Origin of the sequence: Microcoleus sp. A003_D6 (assembly GCF_036702825.1) — a bacterium.
Classification (GTDB): Bacteria; Cyanobacteriota; Cyanobacteriia; order Cyanobacteriales; family Microcoleaceae; genus Microcoleus.
This window is the reverse complement of the sequence record NZ_JAUBWA010000129.1, coordinates 1-18,537: the sequence shown is the minus strand read 5'-3', so window position 1 is coordinate 18,537 and position 18,537 is coordinate 1. Positions and strand designations below refer to the sequence as shown.

The 18,537-nt window shown below is 45.2% G+C and carries 15 protein-coding genes and 1 pseudogene; 5 read left to right on the top strand and 11 right to left on the bottom strand.

The window, feature by feature from the left end:
• Window positions 1-555: 555 nt before the first annotated feature.
• Together QUB70_RS26635 and QUB70_RS26630 are read right to left on the bottom strand one after the other, a co-directional pair.
• Complete coding sequence (locus QUB70_RS26635; RefSeq protein ID WP_332984494.1) at window positions 556-1,029, bottom strand: hypothetical protein; 474 nt, start codon at window positions 1,027-1,029, stop codon at window positions 556-558.
• A 105-nt stretch (window positions 1,030-1,134) separates the two neighbouring features.
• Window positions 1,135-3,531, bottom strand: coding sequence for a hypothetical protein (locus QUB70_RS26630; RefSeq protein WP_332984492.1), 2,397 nt, complete (start codon window positions 3,529-3,531; stop codon window positions 1,135-1,137).
• A gap of 85 nt (window positions 3,532-3,616) precedes the next feature.
• Here QUB70_RS26630 and QUB70_RS26625 point away from each other — a divergent pair, with 85 nt between their 5' ends.
• Window positions 3,617-6,223 (top strand): dynamin family protein, encoded by a 2,607-nt coding sequence (locus QUB70_RS26625; RefSeq protein ID WP_332984491.1) that lies wholly within the window; start codon window positions 3,617-3,619, stop codon window positions 6,221-6,223.
• A 259-nt stretch (window positions 6,224-6,482) separates the two neighbouring features.
• Here QUB70_RS26625 and QUB70_RS26620 read toward each other — a convergent pair whose 3' ends face one another.
• From QUB70_RS26620 to QUB70_RS26580, 9 genes are all read right to left on the bottom strand, one after another.
• Window positions 6,483-7,139, bottom strand: a complete 657-nt coding sequence (locus tag QUB70_RS26620; RefSeq protein ID WP_332984490.1) for a restriction endonuclease subunit R — start codon at window positions 7,137-7,139, stop codon at window positions 6,483-6,485.
• A 79-nt stretch (window positions 7,140-7,218) separates the two neighbouring features.
• The gene (locus QUB70_RS26615; RefSeq protein ID WP_332984489.1) at window positions 7,219-7,779 is read right to left on the bottom strand and encodes a Uma2 family endonuclease; all 561 of its coding nucleotides are present in this window, start codon (window positions 7,777-7,779) and stop codon (window positions 7,219-7,221) included.
• Between the two features lie 180 nt (window positions 7,780-7,959).
• The gene (aroF, locus tag QUB70_RS26610; RefSeq protein WP_332984488.1) at window positions 7,960-9,021 is read right to left on the bottom strand and encodes a 3-deoxy-7-phosphoheptulonate synthase; all 1,062 of its coding nucleotides are present in this window, start codon (window positions 9,019-9,021) and stop codon (window positions 7,960-7,962) included.
• A gap of 628 nt (window positions 9,022-9,649) precedes the next feature.
• Window positions 9,650-10,123 (bottom strand): PAM68 family protein, encoded by a 474-nt coding sequence (locus QUB70_RS26605; protein WP_332984487.1) that lies wholly within the window; start codon window positions 10,121-10,123, stop codon window positions 9,650-9,652.
• A gap of 95 nt (window positions 10,124-10,218) precedes the next feature.
• On the bottom strand, window positions 10,219-10,488 hold the full coding sequence (gene rpsO, locus QUB70_RS26600) for a 30S ribosomal protein S15 (protein WP_332984486.1): 270 nt from the start codon (window positions 10,486-10,488) through the stop codon (window positions 10,219-10,221).
• A gap of 217 nt (window positions 10,489-10,705) precedes the next feature.
• Window positions 10,706-11,329 (bottom strand): Holliday junction branch migration protein RuvA, encoded by a 624-nt coding sequence (ruvA, locus tag QUB70_RS26595; RefSeq protein ID WP_332984485.1) that lies wholly within the window; start codon window positions 11,327-11,329, stop codon window positions 10,706-10,708.
• An 18-nt stretch (window positions 11,330-11,347) separates the two neighbouring features.
• The gene (locus QUB70_RS26590) at window positions 11,348-11,710 is read right to left on the bottom strand and encodes a type II toxin-antitoxin system RelE/ParE family toxin (RefSeq protein WP_332984483.1); all 363 of its coding nucleotides are present in this window, start codon (window positions 11,708-11,710) and stop codon (window positions 11,348-11,350) included.
• Complete coding sequence (locus QUB70_RS26585) at window positions 11,700-11,954, bottom strand: type II toxin-antitoxin system RelN family antitoxin (RefSeq protein ID WP_332984482.1); 255 nt, start codon at window positions 11,952-11,954, stop codon at window positions 11,700-11,702. Before QUB70_RS26585 ends, QUB70_RS26590 begins: the two co-directional genes overlap by 11 nt.
• A gap of 69 nt (window positions 11,955-12,023) precedes the next feature.
• Window positions 12,024-14,669 (bottom strand): AAA-like domain-containing protein, encoded by a 2,646-nt coding sequence (locus tag QUB70_RS26580; protein ID WP_332984481.1) that lies wholly within the window; start codon window positions 14,667-14,669, stop codon window positions 12,024-12,026.
• Between the two features lie 956 nt (window positions 14,670-15,625).
• On the opposite strand from QUB70_RS26580, the gene QUB70_RS26575 reads away from it, so the two are divergent.
• From QUB70_RS26575 to QUB70_RS26560, 4 genes and pseudogenes are all read left to right on the top strand, one after another.
• On the top strand, window positions 15,626-15,835 hold the full coding sequence (locus tag QUB70_RS26575) for a hypothetical protein (RefSeq protein ID WP_332984480.1): 210 nt from the start codon (window positions 15,626-15,628) through the stop codon (window positions 15,833-15,835).
• 268 nt (window positions 15,836-16,103) lie between these two features.
• Window positions 16,104-16,676 carry a hypothetical protein gene (locus tag QUB70_RS26570; RefSeq protein WP_332984479.1) on the top strand — a complete coding sequence of 191 codons (573 nt, stop codon included), beginning with the start codon at window positions 16,104-16,106 and terminating at the stop codon, window positions 16,674-16,676.
• A gap of 237 nt (window positions 16,677-16,913) precedes the next feature.
• A complete protein-coding gene (locus tag QUB70_RS26565) occupies window positions 16,914-17,630 on the top strand; it encodes a GUN4 N-terminal ARM-like repeat domain-containing protein (RefSeq protein WP_332984478.1) in 717 nt (238 codons plus the stop codon).
• A gap of 232 nt (window positions 17,631-17,862) precedes the next feature.
• Window positions 17,863-18,537 (top strand): annotated as a pseudogene (locus QUB70_RS26560) (Uma2 family endonuclease); the annotation flags it as partial.

The window sequence follows — 18,537 nt, the reverse complement described above, 5'->3', positions numbered from 1 at the left end:
GAACTCGGTTGTTAAACTCTGCGGTGGCGAAGATATTTGGCGGGTCACTGCCTGAGAAAATAGCTCGATGCCTGGGATTTTATTAAAAGCAAAGCCCCTATCTGACTTACAGATTGGGGTTTTGTTTGTTTGGGCGATCGCACTTATTACCACTTTTGTCCTGTTCATCTATTGACTGGGACTAATACCAATTTTAAAAAGTCTTGCTGTGATTAATTCTATAGAAATTATCCGTCATTTGCATAACTCTCCCGCCGGACACGGCAGTGCCGTTTCCCTAGAGATGATATAAGCTGTTCTGCATTTAAATTGGCTGTCAAAAAAAAATCAAACTCTTGTGGGGAGTAGGGCTTGGGCTTCTAGCCCGCCCCGAATATGCAATTTAAATGCGCGACAGCTTACTCTAATTTCTGTATTAGCAATATTTTTGATAATTGGTATAATTTAGGTTGTTTACATTCCGCGCTTTGTGCTTTCCTAAATCAAAGTAACGATCGCACAACATTACATTCGATCGCACTTTCGCACAAATAGCGATCTCCCTGTTAAATTTAACTAAGTGTCAATCACTTTGGCTAAAGAAGGTGGTGCGGGTGGAGACTGAGAAATTCGGGGAATATAGCTCGGTTTAGGACGACAAGCTTCTATAATTTCGTCCCGAAACTGGTTAACTTTATCACTTTTTGTACAAAACAGAATGAAATTATTTCTACTCGTGTAAATGGCAATATAACGCTGTTTTACCACAAAAGCCAACACAATGAAAATAATACCAATAAAGAAGAACCCCAGTGTCAAAATTCCGAGTCCGAGCAGCCACCAAGTACAGCCTTCGCCAATTTCAACTGCTTTAACATTTTGAATGGGAATGACAATTTCTTTGATTTCTAAGCCAAAAAATGAAGTAAAATTTCCTTGTAAAGTGTCCCCAACTATTTTAATAGTTCCTGTACCGCTGGTTCGGAGTGGAACTGCACCGACTAATTGACCGGGAAGACCGCTGATTTGCGTAACTGATTTAGACTTCATTTTATGTGATTATTGTTGGAATAAGAAGGACATGGTTCGTACAATTTTTGGTAGGGACACGGGCTTTTGCCGTGTCCTTACACCGATCGCTCTGCTGAGTAGGTATTACATTAAGCCTTGATTTCTTTCGAGTGCTTTCTTCAAATACTCGATCGCTCTTTTGAGATTTTCGATTTCTTTCTGATTTTTTTGCTGGTTAAGAAGTAGCTCGTCAAGTTTGTCCTCAAGGGAGCGTATGGCGAGGCGCTGTTGTTTGAGGATTTCTTGAGCCTTGCTGATGTCTTTTTGAATGACAACAATCTCGCGCATCACGACTTCTAACTTGGCTGCTTGGATTAAAGCGGTGTCGGGAGATTGACTGAATAAAGCGCCAACACCAACTCCCGCACTAGCACCGAGAATTGAACCGCCAGCAACAATTACGGCCATTCCGCCAGCCATTCCCATGCCACCAGCGGCGATCGCACCTCCTCCAAGTGCGGCTAAAACGGCGGATACTGCTGCTGCACCTGATAAACCCGGTGCTAGTATCGGTGCAAGTAAACCTACTACTAATGGTGTAGCAAATATACCTACTACTCCTAACACAACGGCTCCGACTGTACCAAGTAACCAAGGATTTATGCCGCCTTTAATTCCTTTGATGGCTTCTTTGTAGTTGGACTTAAAGCGGAGAACACAATCTGGATCTATGTCTAGTTGTGTAGCAAAATACCTGAGCTTTGCGGTGAGTTCATTTTCAATTTTTAAATCTTTGAATTCTTCATCGCGACTATCGCCTAATGGGTAATAGGGTTGAAACAATGTTACTTCTAATAAAATTAGATACCAAGTCAATTGATTTACAGGAGAGATGAGGTGGGATTTTACCGAATTTTTGAGTGATTCAAAATCAGTAATTAATTTAAATGAACTGTTACGTGAAGTGTCAGGTGCAATTTGGCTTTTCAAAAAAAGAGTGGTTGACTTTTCCCACTTGCGTAACCACTCTTGCTTAAGGCTTTTTTTAACGTAATCTGATTCATGGTCACTATCAGCTTGCACCAAGTGGTATTGATAGCTGAACATGATTCTGGTCTGTTCAGGAGTCAATCCAAATTCTTTCATAGCTTGCGAATCCTCTTCAAGCGAGGCTTCTGTTGTTTCAGGATTTTTCTGCTTGACACGATCGCTTGCGGAAGATTCCGCCACAATGGTAGCAGTATCAGTTGTAGTTTCATCAGAATTAGATTCTAATTCCTCTTCCGATTTATCCCGGACTTTGAAATAGTAAAATAGATTAGCAACAGCCAAATCCGAGGCTTTTTCCAAGTTCGACGATACTAAACTTTTATGACCCGCTATTTCCCCTTGCTTAATGATATAATTTTCATACTCTGGACGCTGCTGCGGTTCCAGCATAAATTCCAGTTGAGTGCGAAGCGCATAAAAATGAGACTTCGGCCTCAACTTCTCATAAAATAACTGTTCATCTGGTATTGCTAAAGCTGTTGTGGCTGATTTTTTCTCCTCAACAACAGTCAAGTTTGATTGGCTCAAATCAGCACTCTGCAACTGCTTTAATTCACTTGGCGGCAAAGCTTTAGTCCATTCAATCCGATCGAGCCAAATGTCTAAGGCGGCTAAATCGTGATTGTGAATTCGCGTGATTTCAGGAAAGAGAAAGTCAAGCTCTTCATCGGAGCCACAGCATTGTATAATACCGAGGCCATCTTGACGGATTTGTTGTTGAAGTTGAGAAAGCCGATCGCCCGCAGCACCAAATTCATTCTGCACCTGATACGTGCCAATAATACTTTGCTCGATCGCCCAACTGCACTCTAACCGCCGCAACTGTCCCGCCGCACAAGTTTCTGCCAATAAATGCGGATTTCTGTAATCTGCTAAAGCCTCAAACAACATCCCCCGCGCTGCATCAATTTCAGCATTGCGGCGGTTGATATCTTGGAGTTGCAAAGCCGATCGCATTCGTTGAATTGCTTGGGTAAACAACCCGTAAGCCCGCACTAAAACTAGGCGATGATTCTCAAATGTCATCTTTTCGACAACTTCCGAAATTTGTTGCTTAATTTCCGCGCCTTGGTATTTTAAAAGTTGTTCTAAATTGATGAAACCGTTTTCTACTTTAACATCCAGCCTTTCTACAGCTTTTTTGAGTTTCAATGTCTGGTGCAAATTCACCGCTGACAAGGCTACCCCAGCCACAGTTCCCACGCCAATGACGGCTGTTGTCGCTTGCAGCACCCCCAAAGTGGCTTGGATGCCTTGAAAGCCCATTTGCATTTGCTGCATCTGCAAGCCTTGCATCGCAAACTGCAAGGGCGACACTAACGGCGATAGCGGGCTGTTGTTGAGGGCCGCCCCAACGGCGTGGGCCACAAACTGTCCCGTCGCTTCATCCCTCGCCATGCCGATCGGCACTCCAGCAGATGTAAACACTTGTACATACTTGCCAGCCTCGATCGCAGCCTGTACCGCTGCGGGAAATACAAAGTTCATCATCAATTTTTACCCTGGTAGCAAACCACAGAATAACTAATATATTATGATAGTTTAAATAAAAAAAAATTATCAGTAGGCCCTGCAAATGGACACTTCGCTAATTAGTTCGCAAACGGTTGAGCTTGTTTCGCTGCTGACAGGGCAAAAACTCCGAAAAGAGGATATTACTCCGCCTGTGCTTTTCCTGGCGGGGCTGGTGACGGTGTTGCTGGGAGTCATTAATGCCGACGGTACTTTTGGCGCTGAAGAAAAGCAGCAACTGGCGACAACTTTGAGGGAACTTATTCCTGCTAATAACAGTTTGCAAAAATTGGCACTGCCAATGGTTAAAAGCGTGACGCAACATCAAGCTTACAATAAATTTCCGGTGTTGTTGGCGCTGACAGCGTGTTTTTCTGAGGTGGAAAAACTGCTGCTAATTAGTTTTGGCTATCAGATGTCGGCGGCAGATGGAACGATGGACGATCGCGAAAAACAGTATTTGAAAAACATTGCCGATCGACTCGGAATCGACGGGCGATATTTGACTGTTTTGGAGGCTAGTTTTAGCAGTCAGGCGATCGCAGATACAGCAGCTTTAGCAGAAGTGCACAGCTTACTCGATCCAGCACAATTTCAATCTCTAGATTCTATGTTTGTCCGTGCTGCCAGTCACATTATCGGACATTTACCAGCAAAACCGAAACACAAAACAACTCAAAAGCAGTCAGTTTCGTCGTACCAGGAGTTGAAAAAATTTCAACTGTACCGACAACAACTGGATGCTGTTTGTGGAAAACTATGTTTAACTCTGCAAGATGGAAGCGATCGCAACGTGCTATCTCCTACTTTAGCAGAAGAAATAACCAAAGTATCTCAGAGATTGCAATCTCCATGTTTTCGCGTTGCTGTTGTCGGCGAATTTAGTAAAGGCAAATCAACTTTACTCAATGCTTTACTCGGTGAGGAAATCCAACCAGTGCGCGATATTCCCTGTAGCGGTAATGTGACTATTTTGAAATATGGTTCGCAGCGCCGGGTTATTTGTCGCTACAAAGATGGACGGGAGGAAGAAATTTCACCTGCACAATATCAAGAGAAAGCTTCGATTTCGGAAGAAGCGGCTTATGGTTCTTATGCCGATGAAATTGCCAAGTCGGAAATTGCCGAAATCGTTTTTGAACATCCCGACTTAGAGTTGTGCCGCAATGGGGTAGAAATTATTGATTCTCCTGGGTTGAACGAACAAGCCGAACGCACATTAGTCACACAACAGGTTCTCAAAACAACTGATGCCGTTATTTTCTTAACTCATGCTCAAAACGCTTTAACCGAGAAAGAGCGGGAACTGCTTTTGTACTTGAAAAAAGAACTCAATTATGGTAATAACGAAGGCGCGGGTAATATTTTTATGGTAGTTAATTTTTTCGATTTGCTGCGGCGGGAAGAGAGTCGCCAGCAGGTACGAAAAAGGGTGGAAACAATTGTTAAAAGTCAAAATTTAATTGCTGGTGAAAACCGGATTCATTTTATTTCTGCTCAATCTGCATTGGAGGCGATTTTAGAAGGAAATGAAAATGATGATTATCTAAAATCTTTTCAGGGTTTTACTGATTCGATTGAGAAATTTCTGACTGTTGAACGGGGGGCGATCGCACTTCAGCAGTCCGCCGCCGGAATTAAGCAAACTATTGGCACTGGTTGTCAGGAATTGAATCAATGGCGGGAAATGTTAGAGGGAAAATTGACAGTTGATCAAGGAGATAAGCAGAAAATATTTGAACAAATGGCGGAAGTAAGCGGTCGCGAGGTTAAAATTAGATTTTTAGCTAATGAACTGATGGAGCAATCTTTAGAAGAAGCTATTGAATCTTGGCATGAATGGGCGGAAGGATTGGGAGAACGTTTGGGATCAAAAAGTCATCGCTGGACTTCCGAACACGGACACATCATGAGTCAAGACAAGTTGACTAAAGATTATGCCGATCAATTTGTGCGAGACATCACCCAAGAAATTGATGACTGGGGAAATCAAAAAGTACAGTCAATTTTAAAACAAAATATGGGAGTGCTAGACAGCCAAATCGGTGAAGATATTGATGCAATACGGCAACAATTTAAACAGTTTGACCAGCAACTCAGCACTAGCCTTGTCGCTCAATTCAATAACTTAGCAACAGCAGGTAGCTTAGGCGGATTGGGCGCAAGTGGAAGGGGAATTGCTTCATCAATTAACTCAAATATCGGTAGTGATGAAAGCTTAGGCGTTGGTTTGGGTCTCGGTGCATTAGTAGGTGCTGGGTTGCTATTTTTTACAGGACTTGGTTTTATAGGAGTTATTTTAGGTGGCTTAGCTGCTGGCGCTGGTGGCGGTTTTGGCTTTAGTTTTTTAGATGGCGATGCTGTTAAAGATCAGATTAAGCAAAAAGTCGTTGAATTAGGCTTTGAGAAATTTGGCGAATCGGCAGAGTCTATTTTTGAGAAGGTACAAGAAAGAATTATTACAGTATTTAACGATCGCACTAACGCCAATAGCGATGCGATGTCAAAAGCGATCGCGCTGTGGGAGAATTTATTAGAACAGCAGGAAAAGTGCGATCGCCAAAATCAAGCAGAATGCGAAGCCGAAAAGGTTTGGCTGGCTGACAAACGTCGGGAACTTGAACAAGTACAGAATCAAATTGAAACAATCTTAAATCAAAGTGCTGGCTAACTCAATGACTAGAGGGTAAGCCCAAAAAAACCATAGTACCTTGTAGATACTATGGTTTTGTCGCATTGCGTGACAGTCAATAGTCCCACCGCCGCGAGTTAAAGTTTTCCCGTTGTCACGCACCCTACCACTGATATCTTGCACAGAGTACGATCGCCCTCAATCAATCAATCAATCAATCAATTCCGCTTCTTCAAAAATCAGTAGTAGCGATTTCCATCGCCGAACGAGCGAGGCGGTATCAAACCCAGATTTAGTATCAGTTACCTAACGGAGTATTCTGCAACTTGCACAGAGCTTTAAGGACTTGCAAAATCTCGATGGAAGGTTCACAATCCATTAAATTTAGTAATGGCATCAACTGAAAAGTAGGTGGATTTCCAGACTGGATGTAGGCGAACTGATAGCGCGCTCCATTGCTCACTAACCCCCAGACGGATGTTTGATACTCTAGACTTTTATAAGCATACGCGAGTAACTGAGGCAAGCCGGCTAATACATCGATCGAACTATTTTTTGTTTCGATTACTAAAATCCAGAAAGCTACACCTGTCGTTGTTAGTGTATTTTTGTCGATCGCCAAAAGATCGAAACGCCCTGTAATAGTTGTGTCTTCATCTTCTATAGCAATATCGGCGATGCCTTCTTCCAACAACATCTTAATTGGAGAGCGATAAAAACCTGCCAACCGCAGTAACGGGCCAACGGATACTAACTTCACTTGGCCTTCAGAAACCTTGCCATCTGTCAGGTAGCTATCAAAGTCTTCACAAGTTTGTATAAGTTCCTGTTGTTCATATTCGGTTAAAGGTTCTAGGGATAATAACGGAGTGAATGAGCCGTTGGGCAATTTCTGAAGTTTTAGCAGGCGGATAACTTCATTGAGAGTTAGATTTTTAGCATTAAAAGCAGTCATGGTCTAAGAACATTGAGATACGATAAATTATACCTCTCATTTTAGCTCGTGCAGTTTGCGATCGCCCTCAATCAATCAATCAATCAATCAATTCCGCTTCTTCAAAAATCTGTATAGTCGTCAACTCCAAACCCGGCAGCAACTCATCCACAATCGCCATATTATCCGTATAAACTTGACTAGAACCATCAGGGAAAAAGCTTCTAATTAAAATCAATTCTGGATCTATAACCCAAACTCGCGGAACGCCCGCCGCCAAATAATCTGTCGCCTTCTCTTCAAATTCCTTCATATTTTTATCGGGAGAGATAATCTCAATCACCAGTTCAGGGATTGCGGGACAAGCTTCATTTCGCCGCCAACTTTTCGCCAGACGCGCATAAGAAATATAGGTCAAATCGGGAACAGGTGCCCAATCTTTATCCTGACGTTTTAACAAAATTGCCCATTCTGGAAGCACTCGCCCGCTTCCTTTACACCATACACGAATCAGGCGACACAAAGCTCCCTGTAAACTGGAATGAAAAAATTTTGGAGACACTTTAGGAACTGCTTCACCATCTACAAACTCACAATATATATCTCCGTCGGGCAAAGCTAGAAATTCTGCTAAAGTGAGTTTGGTTCCGATGCCTACCATGACTCCCAGCCCTCTCGCTAATTAATTCAAATATCAATTATACAAAATTTCCCAACATTCCTAGAAGTACGATCGCCCCTCGGACTATCTTCCAAAAACAGAATAACAAAATCCCCGACTTCTTTAAGAAGTCGGGGATTTAACCGCGATCGCATTTTAGGTTAGGCCTTTCGCCTGTTTTTATGCCAAAACTGGCACAGGTTGCGGCCAGCGTTTCATGACTTTACCAATTACTGCCAATTCTTCCATCAACTTGTCGAACTGATCCGGTGTTAAAGATTGCGGCCCGTCAGACAAAGCTTTTTTCGGATTCGGGTGCACTTCAATCATCAGCGAATCTGTACCGGAGGCGATCGAAGCAAACGCCATTGACGGTACAAACTGCGCCCAACCGGTGCCGTGACTGGGGTCAACCATAATCGGTAAGTGAGTCAGAGTCCGCAATACTGGAACCGCCGACAAATCTAGCGTATTCCGCGTATATTGCCTGTCATACCCGCGAATTCCGCGCTCGCACAAAATCACGTTCGGATTGCCAGAAGCCATGATATACTCAGCAGCCATCAACCATTCTTCAATGGTGGCGGAGATGCCGCGCTTCAGCAAAACAGGTTTGTCTTGAGCTCCGACTTTCTTCAAAAGTGAGAAATTCTGCATATTTCTCGCCCCGACTTGGATTACATCGGCTACTTCTACGATCGCACTTAAATCGGCCGCATCCATAACTTCTGTGATAATTCCCAAACCGCTAGCTTCCCGGGCCGCAGCTAGCAATCCCAAAGCACTCTCGCCGTGGCCTTGGAAAGCGTAGGGGGAAGTTCTCGGTTTGTACGCGCCACCACGGAGAAAATGAGCTCCAGCAGCTTTGACGCGCATTGCCGTTTCAACAATCATTTCTTCGTTTTCGACCGAGCAAGGGCCTGCTACGATCGCGATCGGGTGATTTAAGCCGATCGTCACAGTTCCTAAAGGAGTAGAAACTTTTACTTCGCTGGGTTCTCCTTGGCGGTACTCCAGAGAAGCGCGCTTGTAGGGTTTTTCGACGCGCAGCACTTCTTCAATCCAGGTGCTCATTTCGCGCAGTTGCATCGGTTCGAGCTCAACGGTGTCGCCCACCAAACCCATGACGGTTTTGTAACGCCCGACGATTTTTTCTGGTATCAAACCCCAGCTAGTGCGGAGATCTTCGTCTAGTCGATCGATCTCGGCTTCTGGAGTGCCGGCTTTCATTACTATAATCATCAGAAAAATGGGTAGAAACCCCGTCTTTTTAGGACGGCTTTACAGTTTTAGCGCTACTGCCTTGGGGTTGCTGGACTTGGTGTACTTTTGTAATGTACTTTCGACGGGACAGTTACCGTCTCAAGTTTGACAACCCTGTACACATAGCGTTTTGCACGGGTTGTGCCTCCCTTACGGGGTAATGTTAGCTTCGACCTGTTACAAGAGCTTTTTAGGCTTGCAACACTGTTCCAGTGACCTTAGAACTGTTTAATCACAAGCGACAGAGCGGGGGACTAGCTACGCATCCGCCCGGTGTCGTGACTCAAATAACGTTTACCCAACGATCGCGTTGCGGTGGTCTGGTCAGGATGGCTTGCTAGATTTCTCTTACAAGCCTCATGCCTTGATAGCTGAGGTTCCTGACTACAATAATCATATTTTTTCCTTTTTTTTGCTAGATTTGTTGCGCTAACACACGCATTATGCCACGGATGGAATCAGAAAAATAGATATAAGGGCGATCGACTTGTTTGCAGTAAGGACTTTTTTGACTCAGCGCGGGGCGGTTCAGAAACCGGGTTTCTGCGTAAAATCTCGTGAAGATGCGTCAATTCCCAGAGAAACCCGGTTTCTTAGACTCAGCGCGCTAACTTTTTGGCTTCGCGCCGCGCCACGCTTCTTGCATCCGTCCAAAATTGGTATTAAATTCTTCCCACCCCAGAGTGCTTCCTGAAACTTCTTCATCCCAGGAAGCCGAGAGGACTCCGTAACTCAATCCCAGAACCCCTAGACCAAAACAGCCCATGCTTACCAGCAATACTGCTGTATTGGGCAGGTCAAACAAGTCGTTGCTGACTACCAAATAGCTGACAAAAAATGTGGAAATCCCCAGGAGGGTCGGTATGCCACAGAATACCGCTATGCGGGATATCATGCGTTGGCTGACTGCTTCTGGGATGGATTGCGCCTGTTTTCCGGTTTTGTTAGCTTTGGGCTGCTTGTCGGCAGAATCTGACTCTAAGGCTAGGCTTGCTTGGGGTTCTGGGGGCTTTTTAGGCGTTTTTTTACGATTTGTTACCGGTTCAAAGGGCAAGCGCTTGCGGGGTGGTTCGGAGGACATATTTTATCTCTAACCTAAAATCTCGAACATTTTTCAATAAGTCTTGGTGTTTGTCCAAGATTAAAGAATATTGTCGCAAATTTTGGCTTTGGTGTTTAGCCACGAATGCCTAGACGGGCAATCAATGCTTTGTAGCGATCGACATTTTGCTTTTGGATGTATGCTAGCAGGCGCTTGCGGCGGCTGATCATCATCATCAAACCGCGCCGGGAGGCGAAGTCTTTTTGGTTGATTTTCAGGTGGGCGCTGAGTTTGGTGATGCGATCGGTCAGCATCGCGACTTGGACATCTGCTGAGCCGGTATCGGTTTCATGGGTTTGGTAATCGCCCATGATTTCTAGTTTGCGCTGTTGTGTAAGTGGCATGAATTGATTTTATGTTTTTTTGTACGATGTCACAATCTCCAATGATATCACAGGGAAAGCGTGAAGCATAAAATTTGTGCCAGGGATTGGTTTGTTTTTTGAGCAGAATAGACTTGAATTGCAAACATACTTAGGACGGGCGTCCCGCCCATCCCACAGGAAAAAAATTGTGGGATGGGCGTCCCGCCCGTCCTGGGTGTTTATTTGTTGTAGGCGATTATCGGCTCAAATAGGCGATCGCCTCGCGTATCCAATCATCGGCATTACCTTTGGCCGACAAAGTGCTGTCTTGACTGAGGGTTTGCAGCGCTTGCAAGACTTCAGCCCCAGTGTATCCCATCGCCAGCAGGATCATCTCGACTTCTTCTTGAATAGCTGGGGGGACTCCGGCGGCGACGGGCGTTGTCAAACCTGCTTGCTGGCGCCATTCGGAGAGTTTGCTTTTGAGTTCGAGGGCGAGACGTTCTGCGGTTTTTGTACCGACGCCCGGAGTTTTGGCGAGGATGCGGGTGTTACCGCCGACGATCGCCTGGACTAAATCTTGCAATCCTAAAGTATCGAGAAGTGCGATCGCCAGTTGAGCACCGACACCGCTGACACTCGTCAACTGCCGAAACAAATCGCGTTCTGCCGCGCTGCCAAAACCGTACAATACGATTTGGTCTTCCTTAACTTGCTGGTGGGTAAAAATTTGGGCGACTTCGCCGGATGCGGGCAATTGACCGGTCACGCGGGGCAAAATTTGGATTTCATAGCCGATTTGATTGACTTCGAGGGTCAAGATGACGCGGTTGGTGCCTTTGGCGATATCGGCGACTGTGCCTTTGAGATAGCTGATCATAGAGTTTATAATACACCGCTATTCGTTTTCATCAAACTCGGCGATGATGCGGAGGATGGAGTTGAGGCTGATATCTGTTCGATCGGATTTTGAGTAAATGGTTAACAAAAGTACGATCGACGGCGATTCGACTTGATAAATCATGCGATAGCCTGCACTTTTTCCTTTTTGGATGTTGCTGTTTTTCACTCTGACTTTTAAGATGATATAATTTTCGCCCATTCCGGGAATGCGATCGCCAATAAAATTGCCAGCCTGTATTTGTTCAATTACGGGCTGGACATCATTGCGGATACTGCGATATCTTTTCGCGAGGGCATACAAATTTGCTTCAAAGTCATCCGCAAATCTGATCGTGATTGCTTCGGCTTCATTCGGCATCGATTCTCTCCCACAATTCAGAGATTGGTCGGGTTTGTCCGGCTTTGGCTTGCTGCAATGCTCTTCTGAGACTAGCTTTTACTTCTTCAACTGGAGTATCGTCGGGGTCGTCTTCACCTTCATCTGTCGCTTCCTGAAAGAGGACGATGATCCGCACGGGGCCCGGAGTGTCTAGTGTTAAAGGTCGATCGAGCAATAATTGACCTTTTTCGTCGATCGTTCCTGTGACTTCAAAGGCTTTCATGTGTTTTACCTGAATTTTTTTGAGTTAATACTATCATTATATAAGGCAGCCCGATCGATTTTGTTGTTGTCAAGTCAAAATAAGCTGCTGTTTAACCAAAGACAAATCCGTCTTACCAAAATTCACAACCAAAGCCACATTGAAATTTTCCAATGATTTGACAAACCACATAATTTCATTAGAAGCTTTGCCTTCATAGTGATTGAACAAAATAGAAAATCGGTTTTCCAACTCTGGTTTAACTTTGCCCGAAAGCAGTACAAGTTTCAGCAGTAAACCCATTGTCCGGCTGGCGCCGAGGTTGTACACCAAGTCGTAAAAAACGTAGTGGCTGAGATGTTGGGAATTTTCCACTACTAAGAAGTTGAACAACTGGTGGCAAGTCCGAACTAACAATGGATTATTGAATTTCACCGAGTCATTTTCTCGCAATGTATTTTTGATTTGCTTGTACAAACGGTCATTAAATTGACGCCCGCCGTATTCTGGTTCAACCGAGGATATTAAATATTCATATAAATCCACTTTGAATGAGGCGTAAGATGGAGTTTGTCTGGCATCTCTCAGGAAAAATTGAGCCGCTTCTTTGTAGCTGCGATCGCCCGTTACTTTTCCGGCAAATTCCCTGACCGCTAAGTGCAGTTCCGCATCGTTCAAAAGTGTGGGATTAGCCGCCCGCTGCACAATTCCTATTTCTGTATTTCTCGGCTCAACCAAATAATTTAAATATTGAGACAAATGTGTTTCAAATTGTCGCTGTCTTTGAAATGCCAGTTTTTGAAGGGTTTGTTGGTCTTCCTCAATGCTGCCCTTGCTCAGCAGAGAATAGCCGTACAAATAAGGATACCGACAGATCAATTCGCCCAAAGGAGAATCAGTATCTTGTTTCTGCGGTTCCGCCTGTCTATCTAAGGCTTTTACTAAGCGCTCTAGGGTCTGGAATTCTTCAGTTTTAGTAAAGAAAGCTATTTGTTCTTGCAAGCGCTTGACTATGTAAAATTCCGTCCCGAATCGGGGAGAACTCTGCTTAAATAAAGCTACCAACTTTGCGATCGCGAACTGGTTTTGTGATTGCAATTGCCAGCGGTTGATCGGGATGTAACAGCAGCGGTGGAGAATATATTTAAAGTGCCGATCCGATCGCTTGACGGAGACTATACTGTACAAAGTTGCTTCAATTTCTCGATCGGGATAGCCCATGCCGTCGATAAATAGCTTTCGGAACCGCTCGATCACCTGTGCGGGGGATTCTGTTTCCACGCAGGAGACGATGTGATCGTACAATCTCTGTTCGTTGCTGCCAGTTGGAACCGTCTCTGAGGGCGGGGTGAGGATACTGCTGTCTGCATCTGTGTCTAAGCTGCTGTCTGCAACTTGTGCGACAACCAATGTCGGTGTTTCCCCAAAAGTTCGATCGGGATTCAAGAACCAATAGTGTTCTTGGCTTAATTTTTTGTTGGCCGCCCAATCCAAAGCTGACTGCAAACTTTCCCCGGTCAATAACTGCGATTCATCTTCGCGGTCGGAAGCCAGCCAGGCTGCTAGCGCCAAACGGTACGGAGCCAATTTTCCCAGTTCTTTTTCCACCCAAAACCGATTAAAAACTGACTGATAAATTCGGTTTCCAACTATTAATTTACCTTGAAATTTTACAACCAGTCCTGACATTTGCAATTCGATTTGTTCGGGAGAGTAATCGGCAGGTACTCCTTGCGATTCCCCCGGTTTTTTAGGGTTTGACGGTTGCAAAATTTGCTGGTAGAGCGTTAACAGCTTGGTGAGGTCACAGCGGCTGTGGAAAATGCGATCGCGTATGGGTATCAAATGTTGGGGGTCGTCTTCTTCTTCCCAATTTTTAATAATTCTGTGTTTGACCAGTTTTTCAACCTGCTGAGCTTCGGAATTTCTGCCAATAAAAGGCCCGTATTCAAGTACCAAGTGGCAAAGTTTGTGAGTGAGAAACGGTTGGCCGCCCGTCCAAGCTAATATTTCTTGAAGCACTTTTTGGGGGCGAAAAGCTTTCAGGGCTAATCCTTTTGCTAGTGGCAAACTTTGGTGCAGTTGGAATCGACTTAAATGAATCTGCCGTCCAATATTAAAAGGATTGCAGCTTCGATCTCGGATCGATTCTGAGGGGGCTGCTACTCCTGCAACAGCAAAAGTCAGGCGATCGTATTCCGGTTGCTCTGCCCGCTTGGAGTAACAAGCCCGGATCAAAGCAAAAAAATCGCTGGTACTAAAATTTAGGCGGCTGATGCTGTCAATGTCATCTATGAAAATTACCAGATTTTGCTGAATTGACTTGAGCAAAACTTTTTCGATAAATATCTCTAATCGCTGCACCGGCGACAGCAGTTCGCGATCGTTCCACCACTTGATGGCATCAAACCTGTTTGTGATGTGTAAACTGCTTGCCATCCGGTACACGATCGCGGCATACCACTTTTGGGGGGAGATGTCTGGGCTGCTGATGCTTCTCAAGTTGACGGCGGCAAAAACTGTACCTTCTGCTTGCAACCTTTTGGCTGTTTGCACTAGCAGGCTGGACTTTCCCATTTGCGGCGAACTCAACACGTAGCAGAATTGTCCGGCTTTGAGTCCTTCGTAGAGTTCGCTGTCAGCCGATCGCCTGACATAGGTGGGCGCACCGGCAGGCAAATATCCTCCGACTTGATATTGGTAGCTTGAGTTGATTTCTGCTATCTGGGAATTCATCAAGATGTTGCGCCCCTATGCTGTGCGATCGAAAGGTTACAAATTGCAATTATTGCCAGCTTACTATGGTGGAAAATTTTTGTTCCTCTTTCTCTATTGTCTACTAGCTCAGCTTTCTTCTTGTCAATCTTTACCGTATCTTTGCAAGCGTTCGCCACAAATCCTACCATCGGCCCAATTGTACCCCGGCAATTGATTCTTTACGCTCGTTGACATAATTAGATGAATTTTCACCCATCGGATTGAAAACGCCAAAACGCCATTTAATTCACATTATTTTACAATTTTACTTTAAAATTCACCCGATGGTATGATGTTGCCAGGGAAACTCATAACCGCAGCGCTGTCAACCTTCTGCTTTCAGATCCGGCTGCCTTCTGCCGGAGGCCAAGGATCGGCAAAGACTGCCAATAAAAAACCCCAGCGTTTTGCTGAGGACTGCTTGAGTGGGAGATATCGTTAATCTGCGTTTTTTTAGTTGACTTAGATTGCATGGAATTCCACGCTGCTGACACTCCCCGGACTTCCGCAAGTGCGGGGATTCTTAAGGACAAACTTGTTGGGATAAATCCACAAAAAGTTTAATTCTTAAAGGCGTTGTCAGTGCCCGGCAAACCACTCGCTCAACTATAAAAGTTAAGTCTGTGGCTAGTTGTAGAAGATGCGCCCTGATGGCTTAACTACCCGATGGATTAGCACCCTGATGGCATAACTCCCTGATGGATCGACGCCCTGATGGCTTTCGCTCCACTACCCAAAAGATTCGGGTTGGTGGATGATCGTGGACATTAGTAACACGTCACTTCCGGCGTTTCCGATCGCAAGCGGGTGTGCCTGTCTGAATTGATTATGGCAGGCAGATTTATCAGAAGACAAGTGGGCTATTGCATCAACCCATTTCTGACAGATCGGGTTAGCCAAAAAGTGTCAATCTACGCAAATCAGGGTCATCGAACATGAAAAACAGCATCTTAGTATTAGGGGTAATTGCCTCGGCGGGCTTCGGCTTTTTCCAGGCAGGCAGCGCCAGCGCAACTGCTGTCGTCCCACAACCTTCATCAACCAGGAGTTTGACGGCTTGGGAGAGTCGTCCCGACTTCAACTACACTGGAACGAATGAGGATGGGGAGCAAGAAGAAGTAAAGACAGGTAAAGGCAGGAAATAATTGGCGCTCTCAGTGGTTCGCTCTCAGCGTTTGTGGTTGTGGTTGTGTTTGTTGTCGTAACCGCCTCCGAAGGGAGGCGGTTAAAACTCGATCCTAATATCAGTCCACCTAATCCCAGGGGTTGGAGTCAGTTTCAGAGAACGGTGGATGGGAAAATAAACAGGTGAGGCGAGTCTGTCGGTGGAGTTTCCCCGCCTATCAACTTCCTTACCTTCTGATGTTCGGGATTCGGATCTGGCACAATCGTATTTCATCTCGTAAAAACCCAATGGAAAATACTCTCGAAACTACCCGCAGACAGCGGGTATTGACAAGAACCCAGGAACGGCGTCAGGCGACACCCAAAGAAAAACAGTTAATTCACCTGCTGGCCAATATGGCTTGCAGTTTGGTTAACTACGACTACAAACACGCAACGGGGAAGGAAACCCTCGCGCCATCGGAACGCAAGCGTTTAGCGGAATGGCACTACCTGCGAGTTCAGCAAATTCGCCGGATCGAACGCTCATTGGAACCCGTAGCGACCCTCAAGCGCGTGTACTACAAGAGCATCCTCAGTCCGAGGGATCTGAAGTCTTTGAAACTTCTGTGGCTTGAGGAGGACAAAAATCGGGTCAAGCGGGTCGATCCTGACTTGGACGACATCCTCAGCGAAGCTTTGGATCGGGGAGATACTTTGAAGCAGCTATTTCACACGATCGAATCCAAAGAACGCATCTTTGCTGCAACTCCTCGCCCGGGCGTTGTACCGCTTTGGGTCAAAGAGTGGGAAGACTCGGAATATGACATAAACTTTTTTCCGCCTTCTTTCTCTGCATGGGTTTCGATCGTGGACGACTAGGTTCAAGAAAAACTCTTTTACATGGCATCGATCGTAAAACTCAAAGGGTAAGCTTAGTTGCTATTGCTGCCATTGGCTCAAGGGCGGTGCGGGCGGCGGGGTTAGCTGGCAGCGAGCGCAGCGCGCGGGCATCTGAAAACAGAGAAGTGAATCGGAGTCAGTACCATTGTACAATGGGGAAAAACCAGGGCTTCAGCTTATCGCTGATAGCTGATAGCTGATAGCTGATTGTTTGTCATGACTGACTCGATTTCTACTTCTCCATTAGACTCGGCGGCCGATACAGCCGAATTCCGCTCTCAGTTACGATCGGGTTCGGAAAAAACTCAACTGCAACTGCTGCAACAACAAATAGCAGATTCCGGTTGGGATGTATTGATGGAATTTTTATTAGAGCGCAAGTCAGAATTGCCAACTGCGGTAACGGGCAAGGCTTACCAAATTCTTTACAACGCTAATTCAGAAAGAGCGACGGCATTTTTGCAAGCGAATTTTCCGACTGGGGTTGTGCCGCTGATCTCGGACTCTAACATTGATTACACTCCGCTGCAACAATTATTGGCGTTACAGGAATTTCAAGAAGCCGATCGCTTGACTTTAGACAAGCTTTGTGAATTGGCGGGTGAAACAGCTTCCGCGAGAAAGTGGCTGTATTTTACGCAAGTTGAGAGTTTGCCGGTGGCGGATTTGCAAACAATTAATACGCTGTGGAAAGTTCATTCCGAAGGCAAATTTGGCTTTTCGGTGCAGCGGGAAATTTGGGTGAGTTCGGGCAAGAATTGGGATAAGTTGTGGCCGCTAATTGGCTGGAAGAAGGGAAATAATTGGACGCGGTATCCGCAAGAGTTTATTTGGGATTTGAGCGCCCCTAGGGGTCATTTGCCACTGTCGAATCAGTTGCGGGGAGTGCAGCCGTTTTCAGCTTTGATGGCTCATCGTGCTTGGTTGAAATGAAGGGTTTGCGATGTTTTGGGGCTGTTAGATCCCCGACTTCTTAAAGAAGTCGGGGATCTGGATACTAGGAAAATTGGAAAATTTTGTATAAGAGATATAGCTTTTATCAAAAAGATGAGGTATGACTGACAGCTTATATAACCACTAAACTAAGAGGGCCCAAGCCCAACTACGTACCTCATCTTTCTGAGAACCGCTATATATCAATTAATTAGCGATCGGGCTGGGAGTCATGGTAGGCATCGGAACCAAACTCACTTTAGCAGAATTTCTAGCTTTGCCCGACCCAGATGTATATTATGAGTTTGTAGATGGTCAAGCAGTTCCTAAAGTGTCTCCAAAATTTTTTCATTCGAGTTTACAGGGAGCTTTGTGCCGCCTGATTCGTGTATGGTGTAGAGGACACGGGCGAGTGCTTCCAGAATGGGCAATTATTGTTAAAGCGTCTGGGTAAAATTTGGCACCTGTTCCCGATTTAACAACGTACATTTCTTATGAACGTCTGCCGAAAAGTTGGCGGCGAAATGAAGCTTGTCCCGCAATTCCTGAACTGGTGATTGAGATTATCTCTCCCGAGAGAACGATGAAGGAATTTGAAGAGAAGGCGAAAGATTATTTGGCTGCGGGTGTGACGCGAGTTTGGGTAATCGATCCAGAAGCTATTTTAATAAGAAGCTTTTTACCCGATGCTTCGAGTCAAGTTTATACGGATAATACATTGATTGTGGATGAGTTGCTGTCTGGTTTGGAGTTGACGACTAGACGGATTTTTGAAGAAGCGGAGTTGATTGATTGGGTGCGATCGCTTGGGTACATCTCAGTTGTGCAAATCGGCTCTCCTGACTTTATGGTGTATAATGTAACAAACAATACATTTGCTGTCATGGACTTTTATTTGGACTATATA